The organism is Bradyrhizobium sp. CCGB01 (assembly GCF_024199795.1).
Classification (GTDB): domain Bacteria; phylum Pseudomonadota; class Alphaproteobacteria; order Rhizobiales; family Xanthobacteraceae; genus Bradyrhizobium.
On record NZ_JANADK010000001.1, the window covers coordinates 3,243,302 to 3,264,029 of the forward strand.

A 20,728-nucleotide genomic window follows, 5' to 3' on the forward strand; every position below is an offset into this window, starting at 1 on the left:
GACCTGAATGGATCGTCTCGTCGCCCTTGCCGTCAACCGGCGCTTCCTGATGGTGGGCATGTTCGTCGCCGTGATCATCGGCGGCCTGATCGCGTTCAACCAGCTCAACATCGAGGCCTATCCCGACCCGACCCCGCCGATGGTCGACATCGTGACGCAGAGCCCCGGCCTGTCGGCGGAAGAGATCGAGCGCTACATCACGATTCCGATCGAGACCCAGGTCGCAGGTTTGAAGAACCTCACGACCATCCGCACCATCTCGCTGTACGGCCTGTCCGACGTCAAACTCCAGTTCTCCTTCGCCTATACCTATGACGAGGCGTTGCAGCAGGTGCTGAACCGCCTGGCACAGCTTGCCCCGCTGCCGGGCAATGTGCAGCCGCAGATCTCGCCTCTGAGCCCGATCGGCGAAATCTTCCGCTATCGCCTCGTCGGCCCGCCGAACTACAGCGTGCTCGACCTCAAGACCATCCAGGACTGGATCCTCCAGCGCCGCTTCCGAGCCGTGCCCGGCGTGATCGACGTCACCGGCTGGGGCGGCAAGAGCAAAACCTACGAGCTCCAGGTCGATTTCAACAAGCTCGTCGCCAACGGCCTGACGCTGCCGCAACTGCTCCAGGCGGTCGGCAATGCGAACGTCAATGTCGGCGGCAACACCGTCAATATCGGCCAGCAATCGGCCGTGGTGCGCGGCGTCGGCCTGATCCGCTCGATCGACGACCTCGCCAACACCATGGTCTCGCAGACCAACGGCAATCCGGTGCTGGTCAAGGACGTCGCCACCGTCACCGTCGGCCAGAAGCCGCGTCTCGGCATCGCCGGCCTCGACGATTCCGACGACATCGTGCAGGGCATCGTCCTGATGCGCCGCGGCGAGCAGAGCTCGCCGACCATCAAGCGCGTCCACCAGCTCGTTCAAACCATCAACAACTCCAGCATCCTGCCGCCCGGCGTGCGCATCGAGCGCATCTACGACCGCGGCGACCTGATCGAGCTCACTACCCACACCGTGCTGCACAACATGGTGGTCGGCATTCTGCTGATCGTGCTGTTGCAGTGGATGTTCCTCGGCGATCTGCGCAGTGCGCTGATCGTCGGCGCCACCATTCCGTTCGCGCTGTTCTTCGCCGTGATCATCCTGGTGCTGCGCGGGGAATCGGCGAATTTGCTGTCGGTTGGCGCGATCGACTTCGGCCTGATCGTCGACGCCACCGTCATCATGGTGGAGGCGATCTTCCGGCGCCTGACGCAGACGACGCCGACGTCGGAATCCGAGCAGATGTCGCCGGAGACGCTGTTCGGCATGAAGAGCCATGCCATCCTCAGCGCCGCGGCGGACGTCTCGCGCTCGATCTTCTTTGCCGCCGCGATCATCATTGCGGCCTTCCTGCCGCTGTTCACGCTGTCAGGCGTCGAGGGCAACATCTTCGGGCCGATGGCGCGCACCTATGCCTACGCGCTTGCCGGCGGTTTGCTCGCCACCTTCACGGTGACGCCCGCGCTATCGGCGATCATCCTGCCCGCGCATGTCGAGGAGACCGAGACCAAGGTCATGCTGATCCTGCACCGGATCTACATGCCGGTGCTGAATTGGGCCGTCGCCAATCGCGGCATCATGCTCGGCGGCGCCGTCGGTCTCGTGCTGATGACGGTGGCGCTCAGCCGGCTGCTCGGCCTGGAATTCCTGCCCAAACTCGAAGAGGGCAATCTCTGGATCCGCGCCACGCTGCCGCCGACCATCTCGCTCCAGGAAGGCAATTCCTACGTCAACGAGATGCGCAAGGTGATCCGTGCCCGGCCCGAGGTCGAATCCGTGGTGTCGCAGCACGGCCGCCCCGACGACGGCACCGACGCCGCCGGTTTCTTCAACGCCGAATTCTTCGCGCCGCTGAAGCCCGCCAGCCAATGGCCCGGCACGCGTGACAAGGAAGAGCTGACCGCGCAACTGCTCAAGCAGCTCGACGACCGTTTCCCCGGAGTCGAGTTCAACTTCTCGCAATATCTCCAGGACAACGTCTCCGAGGCCGTCTCCGGCGTGAAGGGCGAGAACTCGATCAAGCTGTTCGGCAGCGATCTGCAGGCGCTCACCGACACCGCCAACAAGATCAAGTCGGTGCTGGCGACCGTGCAGGGCGTGACCGACCTTGCGGTCTTCACCTCGCTGGGACAGCCGACCGTCCAGATCGACATCGACCGCGCCAAGGCCGCGCGCTACGGGCTCGCGCCCGGCGATATCAACGCCACCATCAAGGTCGCGATCGGCGGCGATACCGCGGGCGATCTCTACGAGCCGGGCTCCGACCGTCACTTCCCGATCATCGTCCGCCTCGCGCCGGAATATCGCCGGAGCGCGGAAGCGATCCAGAATTTGCGTATCGGTGCGCCCGGGCCGAATGGTACCGTCACGCAGATTCCCTTGAGCGAGGTCGCCACGATCAGCCTCGTCTCCGGCGCCGCCTATATCTACCGCGAGCAGCAGGAGCGCTATCTGCCGATCAAGTTCTCGGTGCGCGAGCGCGACCTCGGCAGCGCGATCCGCGAAGCGCAGCAGAAGATCGCCGATCAGGTGCAGCTGCCGCCCGGCTCGCACATGGAATGGGTCGGCGAGTTCGGCAACCTCCAGGACGCGATCCGGCGGCTGTCGATCGTGGTGCCGATCTCGCTCGCGCTGATCGGCGTGCTGCTCTGGTTCAATTTCGGCTCGATGACCGACACGCTGCTCGCCATGAGCGTGATTCCGATGGCGATCTTCGGCGGCGTGCTCGGTCTCCTGATTACCGGCACCGCCTTCAGCGTCTCCGCCGCGATCGGCTTCATCGCGCTGTTCGGCATCGCCGTGATGGACGGCATCATCATCCTGTCGCAGTTCAACCAGCTCATCGAAGAAGGCATGGACCGCGTGAGCGCGGTGATACGCACCGGCGAATTGCAGCTCCGGCCGGTGCTGATGACGTGCGTCGTCGCCGGCGTCGGCCTGCTGCCGGCGGCGCTGTCGGAAGGCATCGGCTCGCAGGTGCAGAAGCCGCTCGCCGTCGTCGTCGTCACCGGCATGATGCTCGCGCCGGTCGTGATCCTGGTGACCCTGCCGGTCCTGATCTCGTTCTTCTCGCGGCGCGCGCGCTGAGCGCGGGCGCCGCTGCGATTCAAAAACCGTAGAGCCGTGCCGGATTGTCGACCAGGATCTTCTTGCGCACATCCGCATCCGGCGCCCACACCGGAAGCTGGTTGAGCAGGCGGCCGTCATCGATCTGGTAGAACGGCGCGATGTCGGTGGCTTTGCGTCCCTCGACATGGCTTGAATCCGGATGCGGCCAGTCGGTGCCCCAGACGATGCGGTCGGCATTGGCCGCGATCAGCGCGCGGGCATAGGGAACCATGTCCTGATAGTCGGGCGCGAGCCTTGACGAGCGATAGGCTCCCGAAATCTTCACATAGGCCTTGCCGGATTTGACGAGCGCGACCAGGTCGGAAAATCCCGGCTGCTCCAGTCCGAGCGAAGCCTCGAGCCCGCCAAAGTGGTCGAACACGGCGGGCACCGGTGCGGCCAGCACGAGGTCCTTGATCGCCGAGATCATCGGCAGCGTCGTATAGAGCTGCACATGCCAGCCGCGCGCCTTCATGCGTTCGATCGCCGCGGTGAAGCGGGTCCGGCCGACATCGGGATCGTTGACGCCGTCGGTGGCGAGATTGATGCGGATGCCGCGGAAGCCGTCAGCCTGCATCGCATCAAGCGCGGCTTCCGTGGTCTTGTCGTCGATCACGGCCACCCCGCGCGCGGTGGCGCCGCGCGCCCTGATGCCGAACAGGCTGGAGGAATTGTCGGCGCCATAGACGCTCGGCGTCACGATCACCACGCGTTCGATATGCAGCGCCTTGTGCAGCGCCGCCATCTCTTCAGGGCTCGCCGGTCCCGGCGTATAGACGCGCCCCGCGAAGAACGGAAACTTTTCGACGTCGCCATGGATGTGGGTGTGGCAGTCGCAGGCGTGCAGCGGAACGTCGAAATTAACCGGCGTCGCGGGCTGCGACGCCCGCGCGAGGGCTTTGCTGGTCATGGGGACTCCGGCGGTAGGGAGGCAAGCAGGACGCTACGTCGGTTGAGATGGTTTCTCCCCCTGTTTGGTTCATTTGAGATCGGAGACAACAACATATCGATCGCGAAGTCACCCCATGTCAGTCGCCCGAAACTGCGCTACCTCGCGATCGAGATAGGGACTGCTCGGACAAGTTGCAATTTAGTGGCCGCGTCAAATATACTCCAGTCCTGGGGGCGAAGATGGGCGATTGGTATCTTTGGGATGGGAGCGAAAACAATGGCCCAATGGACTGGAGCGAGGTCGGCGATCGCATTCAGCGCCATTCCAATCCAGACCTGATCAGGGTTTGGCGGGATGGCTTGGTTGGTTGGAAGACGATTGCAGAGGCCTTGGCCGTAGTCGGCACCGGCTCGCTCGGGGCGGCCAAATTGGAACGCGCCGACGAAGCCCCGCAGTCACCAGTAAGTCGAAATATCGTGGCGAAACACTGGAAAGGCGAATTTCCGCTTGGCATTTCGTACTGGGTCGTCGGCTTAGGCAGCAACATTCTTGCCGGGGTCGTCATCGGTCTGTTGGGTGCCTTCACGCGAGGGTCACACAATCCAACCCGCATCTTCGTGTTCTATGTCTTGCTTTGGTCGTCCATCGCCTGTCTCTGCATCTGGCAATTCGTTGGTACTTGGCGATCCGCTCAACGTCGCAAGGGTGAACGTGCAGCGATGGGAAAGCGCGCGGTGTGGGCCTGGACCGCGCAATTCATGATCTGCCTCGGAGTCTTGAATGCCGTCGTTGTGTTTGTCAGAACGGCGATTCCGCAGATCGCAGAAGCGACGAGTATCGCGTTTATGGATGACCCGCGGATACCGTCCTACTCGATCAGGCTCCTGAACAACGGATCAGAAATTGAAATTTCCGGCGGTATCAAGTTTGGCCTCTCGACCGATTTTGAGAAGATTCTGAACGCGTCACCCGGCGTGGGGGCAGTTCACCTGGACAGCATCGGCGGCCGAATTGGCGAGGGCGAGAGGCTGAGCGCCATCATCAAGAGCAGGGGCTTGGACACTTATGTCGAGGCCAATTGTATGTCCGCCTGCACCCTGGCATTCGTTGCCGGCCGTCAAAGAGTCCTGAAGAAGGGCGCCCAACTGGGTTTTCATCGGGCAGCCTTTGCCGGAGATGACGGGTTGGACGATAGCGCCGAGCGTTCGATCTACAAGGCAGCCGGAATAAGCAGTTCCTTCATAGAGCCCGCTTTGGTGACGCGGAATGCGGACATGTGGAGCCCGTCAGAAGCGGAGTTGCTGTCGGCCCGCGTCGTGACCAGAATATCAAGTGGTGACGAATATGCGTTTGGCGGAACGGGCGGAAGGTTCACGCGAGACGATTGGGACAAGGTGCTTCAGAACTCTGCGTCAATGTACAGGGCGTTGAAGCAGGCTTATCCGCAGACGTACGACGAGATACTGGATATCGTCACGCAGGGCACGTCGAAAGGAATTGCACGAGCCGAGCTGACCGGGCAAGCTCGCGCCAAGGTGACCGAGATCATAGGGAAGCTGCTACCCTTGGCGGACGATTCCGTTTTGATCGATTTTGGAAAGCTTGTCATCGACCAGTACAGCGCAGTTCAGGCGCAGGACGGCGCAGCCTGCTATAGATATGCGTCGGGCCAACCGGATCAAAATCTCATCAAACTGATTCCGGCGCGCTTGGCCGAGCGCGAAGTGGAGTTGAACGCACGAATTATCATGTCGGCGCAAAAGCGCCCTGATCCTGTCACCAACGATCGATCTTGGGAGAAGATCCGGGCAGGCCTTAATCTAAGGGGATATACGGACAAAGACCTCGAATTGCTGAATGGTAAATCGGTCGGTGCCGCGGACTACGTGCGCTACTGCGACGTCGCAATAGCGTTGTATCGCGAGATCACGAGCCTCCCGCCGACGGAGGCTGCTGGCGTGCTTCGCGAATTCCTCTCCTGACGGGGCGGTTGTCGGCGCGCCGATGGCGCCGGGCTCGATCGCACCAAGGTAGGCGGTTGCGAAAGCCCGGATGCGGATATGGGGCGCGGACCTCTACTGCCCCGACGGGGTGCGCAGGCCGTGCCAGGCGTCGCGGACCTGCTGGTAGTGTACCTCGGGCAGATAGTCCGGCGTGTTGAGGCTCAGCGTCTTGACGTCGAGATGGCCGACCGCGCTGAGCAGCGTGTAGGAGGCGATCACGCGGTCGCGCAGCGCGCCGATCAGGCGGGCCTTGGCCTGGATCAGATCGGCCTGCGAGTTCAGCACATCCACCGTCGTGCGCTGCCCGCCGGCGGCCTCGCGCTGCACGCCCTGGAGCGCAACGGTTGCCGCCTTCACCTCCGACTCGGAAGCGGAGACCGTGATCTTGGCGCCTTCATTGGCAACCCAGGCGCTGGTCGCCGCCGTGCGCGCCTGGTTGCGCACCTGGTCGAGCACGAGCCGGCTCTGCGCCGTGATCTCCTTGGCCTGCCGGGTCTGCGCGGCGGCCTGTCCGCCGTCGTAGATCGGCGCGGTGACGTTGGCGACGATCGAGGCCTGGTCTTCGGCGAGGGTGCTCAGCGTCGGGTCGTTGCTGCGGCTCTTGCTGGCGCTGCCCTGGAGGCTGGCGCTCGGCAGCAGCGCGCCTTCGGCGATCCGGATATTGGTGGAGGCGACATCGACGTCGTAGCCCGCCGCCATCACCGCCGGATGCTGGCGGATCGCCATCGTCAGCGCATCCTCGCGGCTCTTCGGCAGATAGCGGTCGACGACTTCGGCGGCCCGCAGCTGCGACGGCGCATTGCCGATCACCTGCGCGTAGACTGCCTGACTCACCGCCAGCGCGACCTCTGCGGCGTTGAGATCGGCAAGGCCGCGATTGAGTCGCGCCTCGGCCTGGGCACTGTCGGTCGGCGTGACGTCGCCTACGTTGAGGCGGCGCTGGGTGACGGCGAGCGTCTCGCGCAGGAAGGCGACGTTGGAACGTTGCGCCTCGACCAGCGACTGGTTGGCCAGCACATTGGTGTAGGCGGTGACCGCGTCGAGCAGCACGCCCTGGCCGACATTGCGCAGCGCCTCGCGGCCGGACTGCACCTGAAGTTCCGCGGCGCGTACGCTGTTGGCTGTGCGGAACCCGTTGAACAGGGTCTGCGTCACGGTGACGCCGATGACCCACGGTTTCAGATTGGCGGTCTGGATGGTGTTGTCGGGCAGCAGATTGCGCACCGATTGCAGGCCGGCGCTGAGGCTCGCCACGATCTGGGGGCGGTAGCCTGCGAGCGCCTGCGGCACATTCTCGTCCGTGGCACGTTGCCGCGCACGTTCGGCATTGAGCTGCGGATTGGTCTGGTAGGCTTTTGCAAGCGCCTCCGGCAGGGCTTCCGCCCGTGCAGCGGAGGGCAGGGCGCAACAGAGCGCCAGCGTGGTCCATGTCGCAAGCACAGAACCTACGCCCGATCGATGCCGCGTCGTCACGCGACCAGCTCTGGCGCCACGCCCAATCATGTAATCCCGCTAAATCCCGGCTGTCCGCCCCCGCCGACGGTGGCCCTCTTAACTGTTTAACCAGCCGAGGTCCCGCAGGCAAACTGCCGCGGGGAAAACCCCCATCTATTCCGTGCTTGTTGCAGGTCCGTCACAGCGTTTCCGCAGGAGGGCGGCGGAGCCTTACACCAGCCTGACCATCCGCTGGCGTTAGCGGTTTTTGTTCACCGGCTTGCGCTTCTCGATGAACGCCGCCATGCCCTCGGAGCGGTCTTCCAGCGCGAAGGTCGCGTGGAACAGGTTGCGCTCGACGCTCATGCCTTCGGCAAGCGTGGTCTCGAAGGCGCGGTTGACCGCTTCCTTGGCCATGGCGACGGCGGGGCGCGACATCGAAGCGATCTTCTCGGCTGCCGCCATCACCTCGTCCATGAGCTTGTCAGCCGGCACGATGCGGCTGACGAGGCCGCTGCGCTCGGCTTCCGCTGCATCCATCATGCGGCCGGTGAGGCAGAGGTCCATCGCCTTCGACTTGCCGATCGCGCGGGTCAGGCGCTGGGTGCCGCCGATGCCGGGAATGGTGCCGAGCGTGATTTCGGGCTGGCCGAATTTCGCGGTATCGGCAGCAATGATGAAGTCGCACATCATGGCGAGCTCGCAGCCGCCGCCGAGCGCATAGCCCGCGACCGCGGCGATGGTCGGCTTGCGGCAGCGCGCGATGCGGTCGCCGCCGATCGCGGCAAAGTCCTCGGAGAACATGTCGATGAAGCCCTTCGGCTGCATCTCCTTGATGTCGGCGCCGGCGGCAAAGGCCTTCTCGCTGCCGGTCACGACGATGCAGCCGATGGCGTCATCGGCCTCGAGGTCGTCGACGGCCGCGGCGATCTCGCGGAAGACGCCGAAGGAGAGCGCGTTGAGCATCTTCGGCCGGTTCAGCTTGACGATGCCGACCGCGCCTTTGCTCTCGACGATGATGTGTTCGAACGTGCTCATGCTCCACCCACGCGTTTGATTGGGCGGGCAATGTGCCCGCTGGCGCGGTGGGCTTCAAGGGGGCCTAGAAGCCGTCGGAACGAGGCCGTCCGGAACGCGCGGCGAAACGCGCGTTCCGGAGGAGGTCGCTCAGGCCAAGAATCGGGCCAAGAATCGGGCCGGGAATCAGACCAGGAATCAGGCCATGAACATGCGTGCGGCAGAGGCCAGCGTCAGCAGGGCGCCGAAACCGATGAAGATCTTGCCGATCAGGGAGCTCTGGTCCCAGGCCGAGCTCTGGCTGCTCGCCATCACCGGTGCCGGCCGCGGCTGCGCGTCGGTTGCGGCGATCACCGCCTTCTGTGCCGGCGGATTGTCCGGCTGCAGGGCGCGGTCGAGGTCGTTGAGCTGATCGGGCGCCACCACCTGAGTTTCCTCATTCGGGGCGGCGGTATTATCGGCTGCTGCCTGAACGTTGCTGTTGGCGCGGCCGGTCATCGCGGAGGCGGCGGCAGCCGTCGGCGTATCGGCTGCGGCGATCTGCGCGTTGGCGTTGGCGACTTGCGGCGGCATCTGGCTCGAGGCCGGCACGTCGTTTTCGGCTTTCGCCACGTCGGCCTTTGCCGCGCCGTCCTTCTTGTCGGCCTTGTCCTGGGATTGTTCTTGGGATTTCTGCGCCGCCTTGCCGCTGTCGCGGTGGCGCGGCGCATGGCGCCGCTGCTTGCCCGGCTTGACCGTGTCGGCTTGCTTGGTCGCGCTGTCCGCATCGCTGGCTGAACTCGGCGCCGCCTGTGCAGCGCCTCCGGACAGCAAGAAAAGTCCGGCAAGAAGGATCAATGCCGCGTGTCCGCTGGCTTTCATCATGTTGACGATCTCCCCAATTCGGCCCGTCCCGGACCGAACAGAGACCCCGGGCCGTGACGACAGCGGGGCAAAAAGTGGGAATCTTCGGGTTACACCGGGCAAAAGCGGGGCAAACCGCGCCCCCGCGATCGGCCGCCGGGTGCGGACGGGGCCGATCGGTGTTATGAGCCGTCGCGGGTTTTGCGGCCGCATCGCGTGGCGTGGCGAGGGGGTGATCACGAATTCGTGATTTTTCTGGCGCCGGCGTAACAAATTGAAAGAGCGGCCGAATTGCATGGTGAGGGCGCGCGTGCGCGGACGTGAGGACGAGTGGACCGGCCTGATGCGGTCGGCCATGGCGGGCGATGATGCGGCGTATCATCGCCTGTTGAAGGCGGTCACGCCTGTGCTGCGCGCCGCCGCGAGGCGGGGCCTGGCGCGGGCCGGGCAGCCTCCCGACCAGGCCGAGGATATCGTGCAGGAGATTCTGTTGGCGGTGCATCTGAAGCGGCACACCTGGGACAGCGAAGCCCCCTTCGCCCCGTGGCTGTTTGCGATCGCCCGCAACAAGCTGATCGACACGCTGCGTCGGCGGGGCAGGCGGATCTTCGTCAACATCGACGATTTCGCCGAGACGCTGCCGGGCGAGGCGCCGGAGGAGACGGCCTCGGCGGCCGAGGTCGCAACGCAACTCGGCACGCTGCCGCAGCGCCAGCGCGACGTGTTGCAGTCGATCGCCGTCGACAGCGCTTCGATCAAGGACACGGCGTCAAAATACGCGATGAGCGAAGGCGCGGTGCGGGTCGCGCTGCATCGCGGACTTGCGGCGCTGACTGCCAAACTGCGGGACCGCTAGTCATGGATACCGATCAACTCATTCGCTCGCTCGCGGCCGACAACGCCCATCGCGCGCCGCGCGTCGGCGCCGTGCTGACGATGGCGCTGCTGGTGGCCGCGCCCCTGTCGATTTTGATCTTCGCGACGTTCCTCGGCGTGCGCGCCGACGTGATGAGCGCGATGCACAATCCGTTCTTCGACATGAAGTTCGCTGTCACGCTCTCGCTCGCGATCCCGGCGATCATCGTCAGCCTGCATCTGTCGCGGCCCGAAGCCCTGATGCGCGGCTGGGGCTGGCTGCTGCTGCTTCCCGTCGGCCTGCTCGCTGTTGCGATCGGCGGCGAGGCGATGATGGCCCCGGCGATGCCGATGACGATGCGGATGGTCGGCAAGAACTCCAGGGTGTGCCTGCTCGCGATCCCCGCGATGTCGCTGCCGCTGCTTGCGGGCGCGCTGTTCGGCCTGCGCCACGGCGCGCCGTCGCATCCCGCGCTCGCCGGTGCGCTCGCCGGCCTGCTGTCGGCCGGCATCGCCGCGACGCTCTACGCCTCGCACTGCACCGACGATTCGCCGCTGTTCGTCGCGACCTGGTACACGCTTGCGACGGCGCTCGTGACCGCGATCGGCGCTGCTGTGGGGTCAAGAGTCCTCCGGTATTGAAGACGCTCCGCGTAAATTGACGTCAAATATCCGCGACGAGCCGGGCTCGGTCCATCGCGTCTGCATTCATGAACGACGCTAATAGGTTCATGCGCTCGTGAACGGCTAATCCCGGTCGCGTTGAGAAACTAACTTTGGTTGGACGACTTCTATCCAGAGCGTCGATGGACGCTGCTGTAGCGAGGGATGTGCCCAACCATGCGAAAACCCAGCGCATTCGAAATGTCGCGGCGGAACCTCCTGATTGGAACCGCTACGACGGTCGCGATCGGAGCAGGCGCGCGAGCGGCCGGCGCTCAGAATTCCGCTGCCGGACTTCCGTTGCCGACCAACGAAGCCCCCGCGATGGCGACGGTTTCCTTCAACGTCAACGGCGAGGCCCGGGCGTTGAAGCTGGATACCAGAACCACGCTGCTCGATGCCCTGCGCGAACATCTCCATCTCACCGGCACGAAGAAGGGCTGCGATCACGGCCAGTGCGGCGCCTGTACCGTGATCGTCGGCGGGCAGCGCATCAATTCATGCCTGACATTGGCCGTGATGCATGAGGGCGACACTGTCACGACGATCGAGGGGCTTGGCACGCCGGAGCAGATGCATCCGATGCAGGCGGCCTTTGTCAAGCACGACGGCTTTCAGTGCGGCTATTGCACGCCGGGGCAGATCTGCTCGGCGGTATCCGTGATCCAGGAGATCAAGGCCGGAATTCCCAGCCACGTCACCGGCGATCTCAATGTGGCTCCGGAATTGACCAACGCCGAGCTGCGCGAGCGCATGAGCGGCAACATCTGCCGCTGTGGCGCCTATTCCAACATTGCCGAGGCGGTCACCGAGGTTGCCGGGAGGCCCGCATGAAGTCGTTTACCTATGAGAAGGCGAATTCGCCCGCGGCTGCCGCATCTGCGGCGGCGGGCAACGGCAATGCCAAATTCATTGCCGGCGGCACCAATCTGCTCGATCTGATGAAGCTCGAAATCGAGACGCCGTCCCATCTGATCGACGTCAATGGTCTGGGATTCGACAAGATCGAGCCGACGCCCGACGGCGGACTTCGCATCGGCGCGCTCGTGCGCAACACGGCGCTGGCCGCCGATGCGCATGTCCGGCGCGACTACGGCGTGCTGTCGCGCGCGCTGCTGGCCGGCGCCTCCGGGCAATTGCGCAACAAGGCGACCACCGCCGGCAATCTGCTGCAACGGACGCGTTGTCCCTATTTCTATGACACCAACCAGCCCTGCAACAAGCGCAGCCCCGGTAGCGGCTGCGCCGCCATCGGCAGCGTGACCCGCCAGCATGCGGTCATCGGCGCGAGCGAGGCCTGCATCGCGACGCATCCGAGCGACATGGCGATCGCCATGCGCGCGCTCGATGCGACCGTTCAGACGGTGCGTCCGGACGGTTCGGTCAGGGATATCCCGATCGCCGATCTCCACCGGCTGCCGGGCGATACCCCGCACATCGAGACCAATCTGACCTCAGGTGAGTTGATCACATCCGTGACGCTGCCGAAGCCGGTCGGCGGAACGCACATCTACCGCAAGGTCCGCGATCGCGCCTCTTACGCGTTCGCGCTGGTTTCGGTGGGAGCCATCGTCCAGCGCGACGGGACTGGCCGCGTTGCCGTCGGCGGTGTCGCGCACAAGCCGTGGCGGGTCGAGGCGGCCGAAGCCGAAATGCCGCATGGCGCCAAGGCCGTCGCCTCGCGCCTGCTCGAAGGCGCGAGGCCGACGAAGGAGAACGCATTCAAGCTTTCGCTGGTGGAGCGAACCCTCGGCGCGGTCCTGACCGAAGTGAAAGGCTGAGCCATGAAGTTCGACACGCCTGCGACCACCAACCCGATCGATCAGCTCAAGATCATCGGTCATGCCACCAGCCGGATCGACGGCCCGCTGAAGACCACGGGACGGGCGACCTATGCCTATGAGTGGCACGATAGTGTCGCGAAGCCCGCCTACGGCTACATCGTCGGGGCGGCCATTGCGAAGGGGCGGATCGCGTCGATGGATCTGTCGCGCGCCAAGGCCGCGCCCGGCGTCCTCGCGATCGTCACGGCCGAAAATGTCGGCAAGCTCGGCAAGGGTAATTACAACACGGCCAAGCTGCTCGGCGGGCCCGAGATCGACCATTATCACCAGGCCGTCGCGGTCGTCGTTGCCGAAACCTTCGAACAGGCCCGCGCCGCGGCCCAATTGGTCCAGGTCAATTACAGCGCGGCGAAGGGCGCCTTCGATCTGTCAGCTGGACGGGATGGCGCTGCCAAGCCTTCCAGTCGCGGTGAAGCGCCGCCCGACACGGCGGTTGGCGATTTTGCCGGCGCCTTCGCCGCGGCGCCGGTGCAAATCGATGCGAGCTACACCACGCCGGACCAGGCCCATGCGATGATGGAGCCGCATGCCTCGATGGCGGCGTGGGATGGCGACAAGCTCACGCTCTGGACCTCCAACCAGATGATTGCCTGGACCACCGGCGACGTCGCCAAGACACTCGGCCTGCCCAAGGAAAACGTTCGGCTGATCTCGCCGTTCATAGGTGGAGGTTTTGGCGGAAAGCTGTTCCTCCGATCGGATGCAGTGCTCGCGGCGCTCGGCGCGCGTGCGGCCAACCGACCGGTCAAGGTGGCATTGCAGCGTCCGTTGATGTTCAACAACACGACGCATCGTCCGGCGACGATCCAGCGCATTCGCATCGGTGCTGGCAGGGACGGCAAGATCACAGCGATCGGACATGAGAGCTGGTCGGGCAATTTGCCGGAGGGCAGGCCGGAAACGGCGGTTCAGCAAACCCGTCTGCTCTATGCCGGCGAGAACCGGATGACGGCGATGCGTCTCGCCATGCTGGATCTGCCCGAGGGCAACGCCATGCGCGCGCCCGGCGAGGCACCGGGCATGATGGCGCTGGAGATCGCCATGGACGAGATGGCGGAACGGCTGGGGCTCGATCCCATTGAATTCCGCGCGCGCAACGACACCCAGGTCGATCCCGAGCATCCGAAGCGTCCCTTCTCGCAGCGGCAGCTCGTCGAATGCATGCGGATCGGCGCGGAGCGGTTCGGCTGGAACAAGCGACATGCCGAGCCCCGCAAACAGCGCGACGGTCGCTGGCTGGTGGGGATGGGCATGGCCGCCGCGTTCCGCAACAACCTTCTGATGAAATCAGGCGCACGCGTTCGCCTCGACGGTCAGGGATTGGTGACCGTCGAGACCGACATGACCGATATCGGAACCGGCAGCTATACCATCATCGCCCAGACCGCTGCGGAGATGATGGGGGTGCCGCTGGAGAAGGTCGTCGTGCGTCTCGGCGACTCCAGCTTCCCGGTATCTGCCGGCTCCGGCGGACAGTTCGGCGCGAACAATTCGACCTCGGGCGTCTATGCCGCCTGCGTCAAGCTGCGCGAGGCCGTGGCGCAGAAGCTCGGCTTCAATTCCGCGGACGTCGCATTCGCGGATGGCCAGGTGTCGTCGGGCAACCGCAGCGTTCCCTTGGGGCAGGCCGCATCCGACGGTGAGCTGAAGGCCGAGGATTCAATCGAGTACGGCGATCTCGCCAAGACCCATCAGCAATCGACGTTCGGCGCACATTTCGTCGAGCTCGGCGTCGACGTCGCAACGGCGGAGATCAGAGTTCGTCGCATGCTTGCCGTCTGTGCCGCAGGTCGCATTCTCAATCCCAAGACGGCGCGCAGCCAAGTCATCGGCGCCATGACCATGGGGGTCGGTGCCGCGCTCATGGAAGAGCTCGTCGTGGACAAGCGCGCCGGCTTTTTCGTCAATCACGATCTGGCCGGCTACGAAGTCCCGGTTCATGCCGACATTCCGCATCAGGACACGATCTTCCTGGATGAGACGGATCCGATGTCCTCGCCAATGAAGGCCAAGGGTATCGCCGAGCTCGGGATATGCGGCGTCGCTGCGGCGTTGGCCAACGCCATCTACAACGCGACCGGCATACGGGTGCGCGACTATCCGATCACGCTCGACAAGCTGCTGGAGCACATGCCTGACGCCTGAGATCACGCCGCCGGCGTCGCGCTCTGCATTCTGTGGAAGCGCAGCACCTGCTGGGCGGTCGAGCTGCGCAGGGCCTCATAGGTATCGCGCAGCGTCAGCATGTCGGTCTGCGAGCCGCCTGCGAGCTTCTCGCGCATGGCGATGATCGCGCGCACGGTCGGCCATTGCATGCCCGCGACCTTGGCGAGGATCATCACGCCCTCGGTGCGGCTCTCGATCATCATGTTCTCGGCGGTCTCGACCGCGACGCCCGCGAGCGCCGCAAGTCCCGCATTGGTCTCGTCGAACTTGCCCTGCTCGGCGAAAGCGGTGACCTGGGACTCGTTGAGCCGGCCGTCCTCGTGCAGCGACCGCACCAGCGCGCGCGCCATTTCGGTCTGCCTGGTCATGGCGGCGGCGCGGACCCGCTGGGCCGCTTCCTGGACCACGCTGGACACTTCGTCCGCGAGCCCGGGATGGGCGGCCTCGAGCTTCCTGCGGACGCTCAGGGACGCCTTTGCGACCAGCTTCAGGTAGTGATGGCGCGGCAGGTTGGGCCGCAGGCCGATGCAGGTGGCGAGGTCATCGTCGCGTTCGGCGCGCGTGACGAGATCGGCGAGACTTCCCTCGGAGAGCTGCGCGCCCGGATTGCTGACGGTCGATTGCACCACGTCCTCGTTGCCGCGCGTCACCAGCACGTCGGTCAGCGCTTCCGACAGCACCCGCCGCAGCGAGATCGCCTTGAGATGCGCCTGGCTCCTGGTGCGCGCGATCTCGATCAGGGTCGCCTCGTCCAGCCGCTCCGATTTCGAGAGCACGGGGCCGGAGACCTCGATCACCTCGTCGAGCGCGAGCGTGCGGATGATTTTGGGCGGCGCAGCGGCGATCGGGGCGAGCCGGTCGGCAAGCAGCGCCCGGGCCGAGGTCTCGATCTGCTCGATCAGGCACTGGAACACGTCGTCGAACACCCTGGTGTGCTCGTCGGAATAATCCACCGCGTTGTTGATGAAGAGATCGGTGACGCGGCGCAGGGTCTCGACCCGGCGCGCGACGGTGCCGTGCGAGAGCGCGGCCTGCAATTCCTCCAGCAGATTCTCGGATGGTTTTTCGGATCTGGATCTCATTGCCCTGTCCTGGAGCGTTTGGCCCGGCGGTGAATTCTCACGCGCCGGAGGAAATGGATTGGTCAGTTCGATGCAATTCGGTTGCGCCCTTGCGCCTTGGCGGAATAAAGCGCGCTGTCGGCGCGTGCGAGAAATGTGTCGGCAGTATCAGCGTCATGGAGCGTCACGACGCCCGCGGAAATCGTTACCCGCATGCCGGGGGAAAATGCGCTCCAGTCGAGATCGGCGACGATGCCGCGCAGCCGATCGAGCATGCGTGCCGCCGCGCCGCCGTCGGTGCCCGGCAGCAGCAGTAAAAATTCCTCGCCGCCATAGCGGCCGAAACAGTCGGCCGGGCGGATATTCGCAAAAACGGTGATGGCGAAGGTGCGCAGCACCTCGTCGCCGACGGGGTGGCCGTGGGCGTCATTGATGCGCTTGAACCAGTCGAGGTCGATCAGCGCGATGGCGCAAGGTGCGGACGCCTGCCGCGACTTTTCGATTTCTGCGTCGAGCAGCCGCATGATGCAGCGGCGGTTGTAGGAGCCGGTGAGCTCGTCGAGCTCGGCGAGCTCCTCGATGCGCCGATAGGCATCCTGCAATTCGATGCTGCGCCGATACAGCACCTTGCGCAGTGTTGCACCGAACAGGCCGAGGAAGGCGCACTGGCCGATCACCAGCACGAAGCAAAGCATCGAGGCGGTCCGCTGCAGCTTCGTGGCGACCGGCATGCCGATCGGCAGGTCGGAGGCGAGGAAGACGGCAGCAAGGCAGGTCGTCGCGATCGCCCAGGTGAACATCGCCTGCGCCGAGGTCATGCGCAGCGAGCCGAAGGCGAAGATCAGGAACAGCACGCTGATGAAGGCGACGCCGATGGTCGGCACCGACACCAGGAAGATGAACTGCAGCGCCATGTGCGCCGAGATCTGGAAGACGGTGAGATAGTGGTCGCTGTGGCCGTCGCCGACGCCGGCTTCCGACATCACGACGAAGATGCCGATGATCGTCAGGCCGCCGATCCAGAACAGCGACGGAACGTTCATCCCGACGGCGCCGTCATGGGCATAGAGCAGCAGCACGAAGGCGCCGAGCGAGTAGCTTGCGACCTGGCCGATATACATCTGCCGGCGTTGCCGGGCCCGGCGCGCCCGCACTTCGGGCGCAGCCGCGTCGGGCATGAGAACGACATCCGCGACCTCAGCGGCATTCCTTTCCGGTAAGGTCGTCGCGGCCGTGCTCATTGTCCCGCCAATGGTGGATGTCAGCCCAAAAATCTACGTGGCAAGCCTTTAGGTTTGGTATCCTTCGAAACCGAATCCAAACGGTGCAGCGCGAAACAGGGTGGATAGCGGCCGGGGGGAGAATTTGCCGGCGATTAGGCATTGTTGGCGACGCCGTCGAGCCAAAGCACGGCTTGGTGAGACATACGTCGTGCAGGGCTGCTAAGGTTCCACCAGGTCGGGCCGTCGGCGCCGGACGGCGTTGCGCAGGAAAGTGCACCATTACTATGTTACCGTTCTTGAGCGAGGCGGCCAACCGCCGCGGGTGGCAAAAGGAAAATTCACGTATGTGGGGTAGATCACAGAGGCCCCCGTGGGACTGCGGTAAGTTGAAGAATTTCGTCCCTCCCGTCGAACCCTCTGCCGCGTCGACCCGACCAACTTTGCGAGACGGGCATTGAGCGTGACACAGGCGGCTTCGGACGAGGTCCTGATCGCCAGGATCGCCCAAGGTGACCGACTCGCCATGCAGGTGCTGTACGGGCGGCACCACGTCAGGGTTTACAGGTTCGGTCTGAGGCTCGTGCGGGACGAGCAGGCGGCGGAAGACCTCATCAGCGAGGTGTTTCTCGACGTCTGGCGTCAAGCCGGCAAGTTCGAGGGCCGATCCGCCGTTTCCACCTGGCTGCTGGCAATCACCCGATTCAAGGCCCTGTCTGCGCTCCGGCGCAGGAAGGATTTTGAGTTGGACGAAGACGCCGCGAACGCGATTGAGGATACGTCCGACAATCCGGAAACGGTGGTGCAGAAGAAGGATACCAGTGAAGCGTTGCGGGAGTGTCTGACGGGCCTCTCGCCGGAACACCGGGAAATCGTCGATCTCGTCTACTACCACGAGAAGTCTGTGGAAGAGGTGGCTGAGATCGTCGGCATTCCAGAGAACACTGTGAAGACGCGCCTGTTCTATGCGCGCAAGAAACTGGCCGAACTGCTGAAGGCAGCCGGCGTTGAGCGAGGCTGGCCATGATGGCATTGAGCAAGAAGATGCTGGAGCAAGAGCCCAGTGAAATTGAACTCCTGCTGCCCTGGCACGCCGCCGGCACGCTGAGCGCGCGCGATGCACGCCGTGTCGAGGAGGCGCTGGCGCGTGATCCGGAGCTCGCAAAGCAGTATGCCGCAATCCGCGGCGAGTACGAAGAGACCATCCATCTGAACGAGACCCTGGGTGCTCCGTCGGCGCGCGCGATGCAGAAGCTGTTCGCCGCGATCGACGCCGAGCCGGCGCGGGCGGCCACGTCGCTGCCGCTGTCGGCGCGCATCGCGACGTTCTTCTCGAGCCTGTCACCGCGCACGCTGGCCTGGTCGGCGAGCCTGGGCGCCATCGCGCTGCTGCTGCAGGCCGGCATCATCGGCGCCGTGCTGATGAAGACCCAGACCGCGACCTACGAGACCGCTTCGCTGTCCGTCGGCGCGCCGATCACGCGCGAGCTTGGAGCCACCGCTGCACCTGCGCGCGCGCTGGTGCGCTTCACGCCCGAAGCACGCGTCGCCGACATCACCGCGCTGCTCGACAGCTACCAGGCGTCGATCATCGGCGATGCCAAGGGCGGCATGTTCCGTCTCCAGTTCGACAAGGCGATGAGCCAGGACGAGCTCGCCTCGCTGCTCGGCAGGATGCAGCGCGAGAAGTTCGTGAACCTCGCCGTCGCGGCGCCTTAAACGCGCCGCTGCACCGATGACGCGCAAGTCCGAGAGTGCGCTAAGCGGGAGGATCTACGCTTCGTCGCTTGGCGTTGCGCTCCTGCTCGCCGCCGGCCTCGGCGTCGAGGTTGCGCAGGCCCAGGCGATCATGCGCACGCCGACCATCAGTGTCCCCACGCGCACGCCCACCATCTCCCCCAGCATCGCCGCGCGCGTCAGCCCTGGCGTCGGAGCGCGGGCGGCCGCTGTCGCCCCTGGCCCGCGAGCCATTCCTGCGATCCCGCACACGATCACGGCGCGGAGGGCACCGATGCCGGTCCTGCCCTACGCACGCTATTCGCCGAACCTCTACCCGGCCTGCACCGCGGCGTATCGCGACGCGGACGGCGAATGCCTGGCGCAGCCGAACGCCGGCGGCGACGGCGCGGGCAAATCTGGCCGGAAGAGCGCAGGGAAGGGGAAGGGCAACAGCACGCCTGCCGCCGTCGCCTTGCGGAGCTTCGCCAATGAATTCGTGGCCGAGATCGACGGCGCGCTGTCGGTGGCTGAAGCCGACGAACTTGCGCGTCGCCACGGCCTCACGCGCGTGGCCTCCGAGAATTTCCCCTTGATCGGGGCGACGTTCGGCCTGTTCCGCATCACCGACGGCCGGCCCTCCGAGACGGTGCGGCGCGAGTTCGCCGCCGATGGCAGCGTGCGCTCGCTCCAGCCGAACTACCGCTACGTGCTTCAGGACCAGAAATCGTCCGTGCCAACCGAGGGCGATCCTGCTCAATACGCACTGACGAAACTTCGCCTGCCGCAGGCGCATACGCTGGCGCACGGCGCCAACGTGACGGTTGCCGTGATCGACTCCGGCATCGACGCCCATCATCCCGAGCTCGCCCATTCCATCGCCGACAATTTTGATGCGCTCGGCAGCACCGAGGGCCCGCATGTTCATGGCACCGGCATTGCCGGCGTCATCGTGGCGCATGCCAAGCTGATGGGCAGCGCGCCCGAGGCGCGCATCATCGCCATCCGCGCCTTTGGCGGCACGACGGGCGGAGCCCAGAGCTCGTCCTACATCATCCTGCGCTCGCTGAATTACGCCGCCGAGCACGGCGCGCAGATCGTCAATATGAGCTTTGCCGGTCCAAAGGACGCCGTGATCGAGCGCGCCATCGCGGCGACCGCCGCGCGCGGGCTGGTGCTGATCGCGGCCGCCGGCAACGCCGGCGCGAAATCGCCGCCGCTCTATCCGGCCGCCAATCCCAACGTGATCGCGGTCAGCGCGACCGACCAGCAGGACAGGCTGTTCGCCGCGTCCAACCGCGGCAATTATGTCGCGCTGGCAGCGCCGGGGGTCGACATCTTCCTGCCGGCGCCTGACGGCAAATACCAGATGACCTCGGGAACCTCGTTCTCGGCCGCCTATGTCTCCGGCGTCGCCGCGCTGCTGCTCGAGCGCAACTACGCGCTGAAGCCGGAAGCGCTGCGCATGACGCTGGCGAAGACCGCGCGCGACCTCGGTTCACCCGGTCGTGATGATCTCTTCGGTGACGGCCAGGCCGATGCGTTTGCCGCAGTCACGGCCGTTCCCGCCGACGGCGCGACGCCGGTTGCCGCGGCGTCCGGTACAACAAAACGTGAAGATGCCGAGAAGCGTCGCGAAGAGCCCGCCATTCGCGCAATCGAGCAACCTTCGCTGTCGAGCGCCGACGATAAATCCACGGTTTCTCAGGCGGATAGGCCAGCGAACCGATAGCGGCTGCGACAAAGATGCACGCAGGCCGAAGCTCAAAAAATCAAACGCCGCAATTGAACGTTCAGCGCGCTGCCACGACCAAAATATGTGGGAGCGGTCATCCCTCCCCATAAGTCATATCAGGCGCGAGCGCCCAT

At 65.0% G+C, this 20,728-nt stretch carries 15 protein-coding genes and 1 pseudogene; 10 read left to right on the forward strand and 6 right to left on the reverse strand.

Annotated elements, in window-relative coordinates:
- Positions 1-7: 7 nt before the first annotated feature.
- Positions 8-3,124 (forward strand): efflux RND transporter permease subunit, encoded by a 3,117-nt coding sequence (locus tag NLM25_RS14815; protein ID WP_254117631.1) that lies wholly within the window; start codon positions 8-10, stop codon positions 3,122-3,124.
- A gap of 19 nt (positions 3,125-3,143) precedes the next feature.
- Here NLM25_RS14815 and NLM25_RS14820 read toward each other — a convergent pair.
- Positions 3,144-4,150, reverse strand: a pseudogene (locus NLM25_RS14820) (amidohydrolase family protein).
- Between the two features lie 126 nt (positions 4,151-4,276).
- Between NLM25_RS14820 and NLM25_RS14825 the strand changes: the two are divergent.
- The gene (locus NLM25_RS14825) at positions 4,277-6,019 is read left to right on the forward strand and encodes a hypothetical protein (protein ID WP_254137427.1); all 1,743 of its coding nucleotides are present in this window, start codon (positions 4,277-4,279) and stop codon (positions 6,017-6,019) included.
- 93 nt (positions 6,020-6,112) lie between these two features.
- On the opposite strand, the gene NLM25_RS14830 is transcribed toward NLM25_RS14825, so the two are convergent.
- From NLM25_RS14830 to NLM25_RS14840, 3 genes are all read right to left on the reverse strand, one after another.
- Positions 6,113-7,543, reverse strand: coding sequence for a TolC family outer membrane protein (locus NLM25_RS14830; protein WP_254137428.1), 1,431 nt, complete (start codon positions 7,541-7,543; stop codon positions 6,113-6,115).
- A gap of 189 nt (positions 7,544-7,732) precedes the next feature.
- On the reverse strand, positions 7,733-8,512 hold the full coding sequence (locus NLM25_RS14835) for an enoyl-CoA hydratase (protein ID WP_254117638.1): 780 nt from the start codon (positions 8,510-8,512) through the stop codon (positions 7,733-7,735).
- 177 nt (positions 8,513-8,689) lie between these two features.
- Positions 8,690-9,355 (reverse strand): hypothetical protein, encoded by a 666-nt coding sequence (locus NLM25_RS14840; RefSeq protein WP_254141180.1) that lies wholly within the window; start codon positions 9,353-9,355, stop codon positions 8,690-8,692.
- A gap of 289 nt (positions 9,356-9,644) precedes the next feature.
- Here NLM25_RS14840 and NLM25_RS14845 point away from each other — a divergent pair, with 289 nt between their 5' ends.
- The 5 genes from NLM25_RS14845 (at position 9,645) to paoC (ending at position 14,841) form a co-directional block, all read left to right on the forward strand.
- Positions 9,645-10,190: a sigma-70 family RNA polymerase sigma factor gene (locus NLM25_RS14845; protein ID WP_254117640.1), complete on the forward strand. Its 546-nt coding sequence runs from the start codon at positions 9,645-9,647 to the stop codon at positions 10,188-10,190.
- Positions 10,191-10,192: 2 nt separating this feature from the next.
- On the forward strand, positions 10,193-10,831 hold the full coding sequence (locus tag NLM25_RS14850; RefSeq protein ID WP_254117641.1) for an NrsF family protein: 639 nt from the start codon (positions 10,193-10,195) through the stop codon (positions 10,829-10,831).
- Between the two features lie 198 nt (positions 10,832-11,029).
- Positions 11,030-11,686 carry an aldehyde dehydrogenase iron-sulfur subunit PaoA gene (gene paoA / locus NLM25_RS14855; protein WP_254137429.1) on the forward strand — a complete coding sequence of 219 codons (657 nt, stop codon included), beginning with the start codon at positions 11,030-11,032 and terminating at the stop codon, positions 11,684-11,686.
- Entirely contained in the window at positions 11,683-12,633 is a 951-nt protein-coding gene (locus tag NLM25_RS14860) for a xanthine dehydrogenase family protein subunit M (RefSeq protein WP_254137430.1), read from the forward strand. The genes paoA and NLM25_RS14860 overlap by 4 nt, the downstream gene beginning before the upstream one ends.
- Positions 12,634-12,636: 3 nt before the next feature.
- Positions 12,637-14,841 (forward strand): aldehyde oxidoreductase molybdenum-binding subunit PaoC, encoded by a 2,205-nt coding sequence (gene paoC / locus NLM25_RS14865; protein ID WP_254137431.1) that lies wholly within the window; start codon positions 12,637-12,639, stop codon positions 14,839-14,841.
- A gap of 2 nt (positions 14,842-14,843) precedes the next feature.
- Here paoC and NLM25_RS14870 read toward each other — a convergent pair whose 3' ends face one another.
- On the reverse strand, positions 14,844-15,944 hold the full coding sequence (locus tag NLM25_RS14870) for a DUF2336 domain-containing protein (protein WP_254117648.1): 1,101 nt from the start codon (positions 15,942-15,944) through the stop codon (positions 14,844-14,846).
- 62 nt (positions 15,945-16,006) lie between these two features.
- Positions 16,007-17,164 carry a GGDEF domain-containing protein gene (locus tag NLM25_RS14875; protein ID WP_254137432.1) on the reverse strand — a complete coding sequence of 386 codons (1,158 nt, stop codon included), beginning with the start codon at positions 17,162-17,164 and terminating at the stop codon, positions 16,007-16,009.
- A 436-nt stretch (positions 17,165-17,600) separates the two neighbouring features.
- On the opposite strand from NLM25_RS14875, the gene NLM25_RS14880 reads away from it, so the two are divergent.
- From NLM25_RS14880 to NLM25_RS14890, 3 genes are read left to right on the forward strand one after another with little or no spacing between them, the layout of a single operon-like run.
- Positions 17,601-18,170, forward strand: a complete 570-nt coding sequence (locus tag NLM25_RS14880) for a sigma-70 family RNA polymerase sigma factor (RefSeq protein WP_211417675.1) — start codon at positions 17,601-17,603, stop codon at positions 18,168-18,170.
- Positions 18,167-18,862: a hypothetical protein gene (locus NLM25_RS14885; RefSeq protein WP_254137433.1), complete on the forward strand. Its 696-nt coding sequence runs from the start codon at positions 18,167-18,169 to the stop codon at positions 18,860-18,862. The genes NLM25_RS14880 and NLM25_RS14885 overlap by 4 nt, the downstream gene beginning before the upstream one ends.
- Before the next feature lie 16 nt (positions 18,863-18,878).
- Positions 18,879-20,591: a S8 family serine peptidase gene (locus tag NLM25_RS14890; protein WP_254137434.1), complete on the forward strand. Its 1,713-nt coding sequence runs from the start codon at positions 18,879-18,881 to the stop codon at positions 20,589-20,591.
- Positions 20,592-20,728: the final 137 nt, after the last annotated feature.

Bases quoted from the DNA above. Each gene is read 5' to 3' on its own strand.
- NLM25_RS14825 (WP_254137427.1), top strand. From the start codon at position 4,277: ATGGGCGATTGGTATCTTTGGGATGGGAGCGAAAACAATGGCCCAATG.
- NLM25_RS14815 (WP_254117631.1), top strand. From the start codon at position 8: ATGGATCGTCTCGTCGCCCTTGCCGTCAACCGGCGCTTCCTGATGGTG.
- NLM25_RS14890 (WP_254137434.1), top strand. From the start codon at position 18,879: ATGACGCGCAAGTCCGAGAGTGCGCTAAGCGGGAGGATCTACGCTTCG.
- NLM25_RS14850 (WP_254117641.1), top strand. From the start codon at position 10,193: ATGGATACCGATCAACTCATTCGCTCGCTCGCGGCCGACAACGCCCAT.
- paoC (WP_254137431.1), top strand. From the start codon at position 12,637: ATGAAGTTCGACACGCCTGCGACCACCAACCCGATCGATCAGCTCAAG.
- NLM25_RS14870 (WP_254117648.1), bottom strand. From the start codon at position 15,944: ATGAGATCCAGATCCGAAAAACCATCCGAGAATCTGCTGGAGGAATTG.
- NLM25_RS14885 (WP_254137433.1), top strand. From the start codon at position 18,167: ATGATGGCATTGAGCAAGAAGATGCTGGAGCAAGAGCCCAGTGAAATT.
- paoA (WP_254137429.1), top strand. From the start codon at position 11,030: ATGCGAAAACCCAGCGCATTCGAAATGTCGCGGCGGAACCTCCTGATT.
- NLM25_RS14860 (WP_254137430.1), top strand. From the start codon at position 11,683: ATGAAGTCGTTTACCTATGAGAAGGCGAATTCGCCCGCGGCTGCCGCA.
- NLM25_RS14875 (WP_254137432.1), bottom strand. From the start codon at position 17,164: ATGAGCACGGCCGCGACGACCTTACCGGAAAGGAATGCCGCTGAGGTC.
- NLM25_RS14840 (WP_254141180.1), bottom strand. From the start codon at position 9,355: ATGATGAAAGCCAGCGGACACGCGGCATTGATCCTTCTTGCCGGACTT.
- NLM25_RS14835 (WP_254117638.1), bottom strand. From the start codon at position 8,512: ATGAGCACGTTCGAACACATCATCGTCGAGAGCAAAGGCGCGGTCGGC.
- NLM25_RS14830 (WP_254137428.1), bottom strand. From the start codon at position 7,543: ATGATTGGGCGTGGCGCCAGAGCTGGTCGCGTGACGACGCGGCATCGA.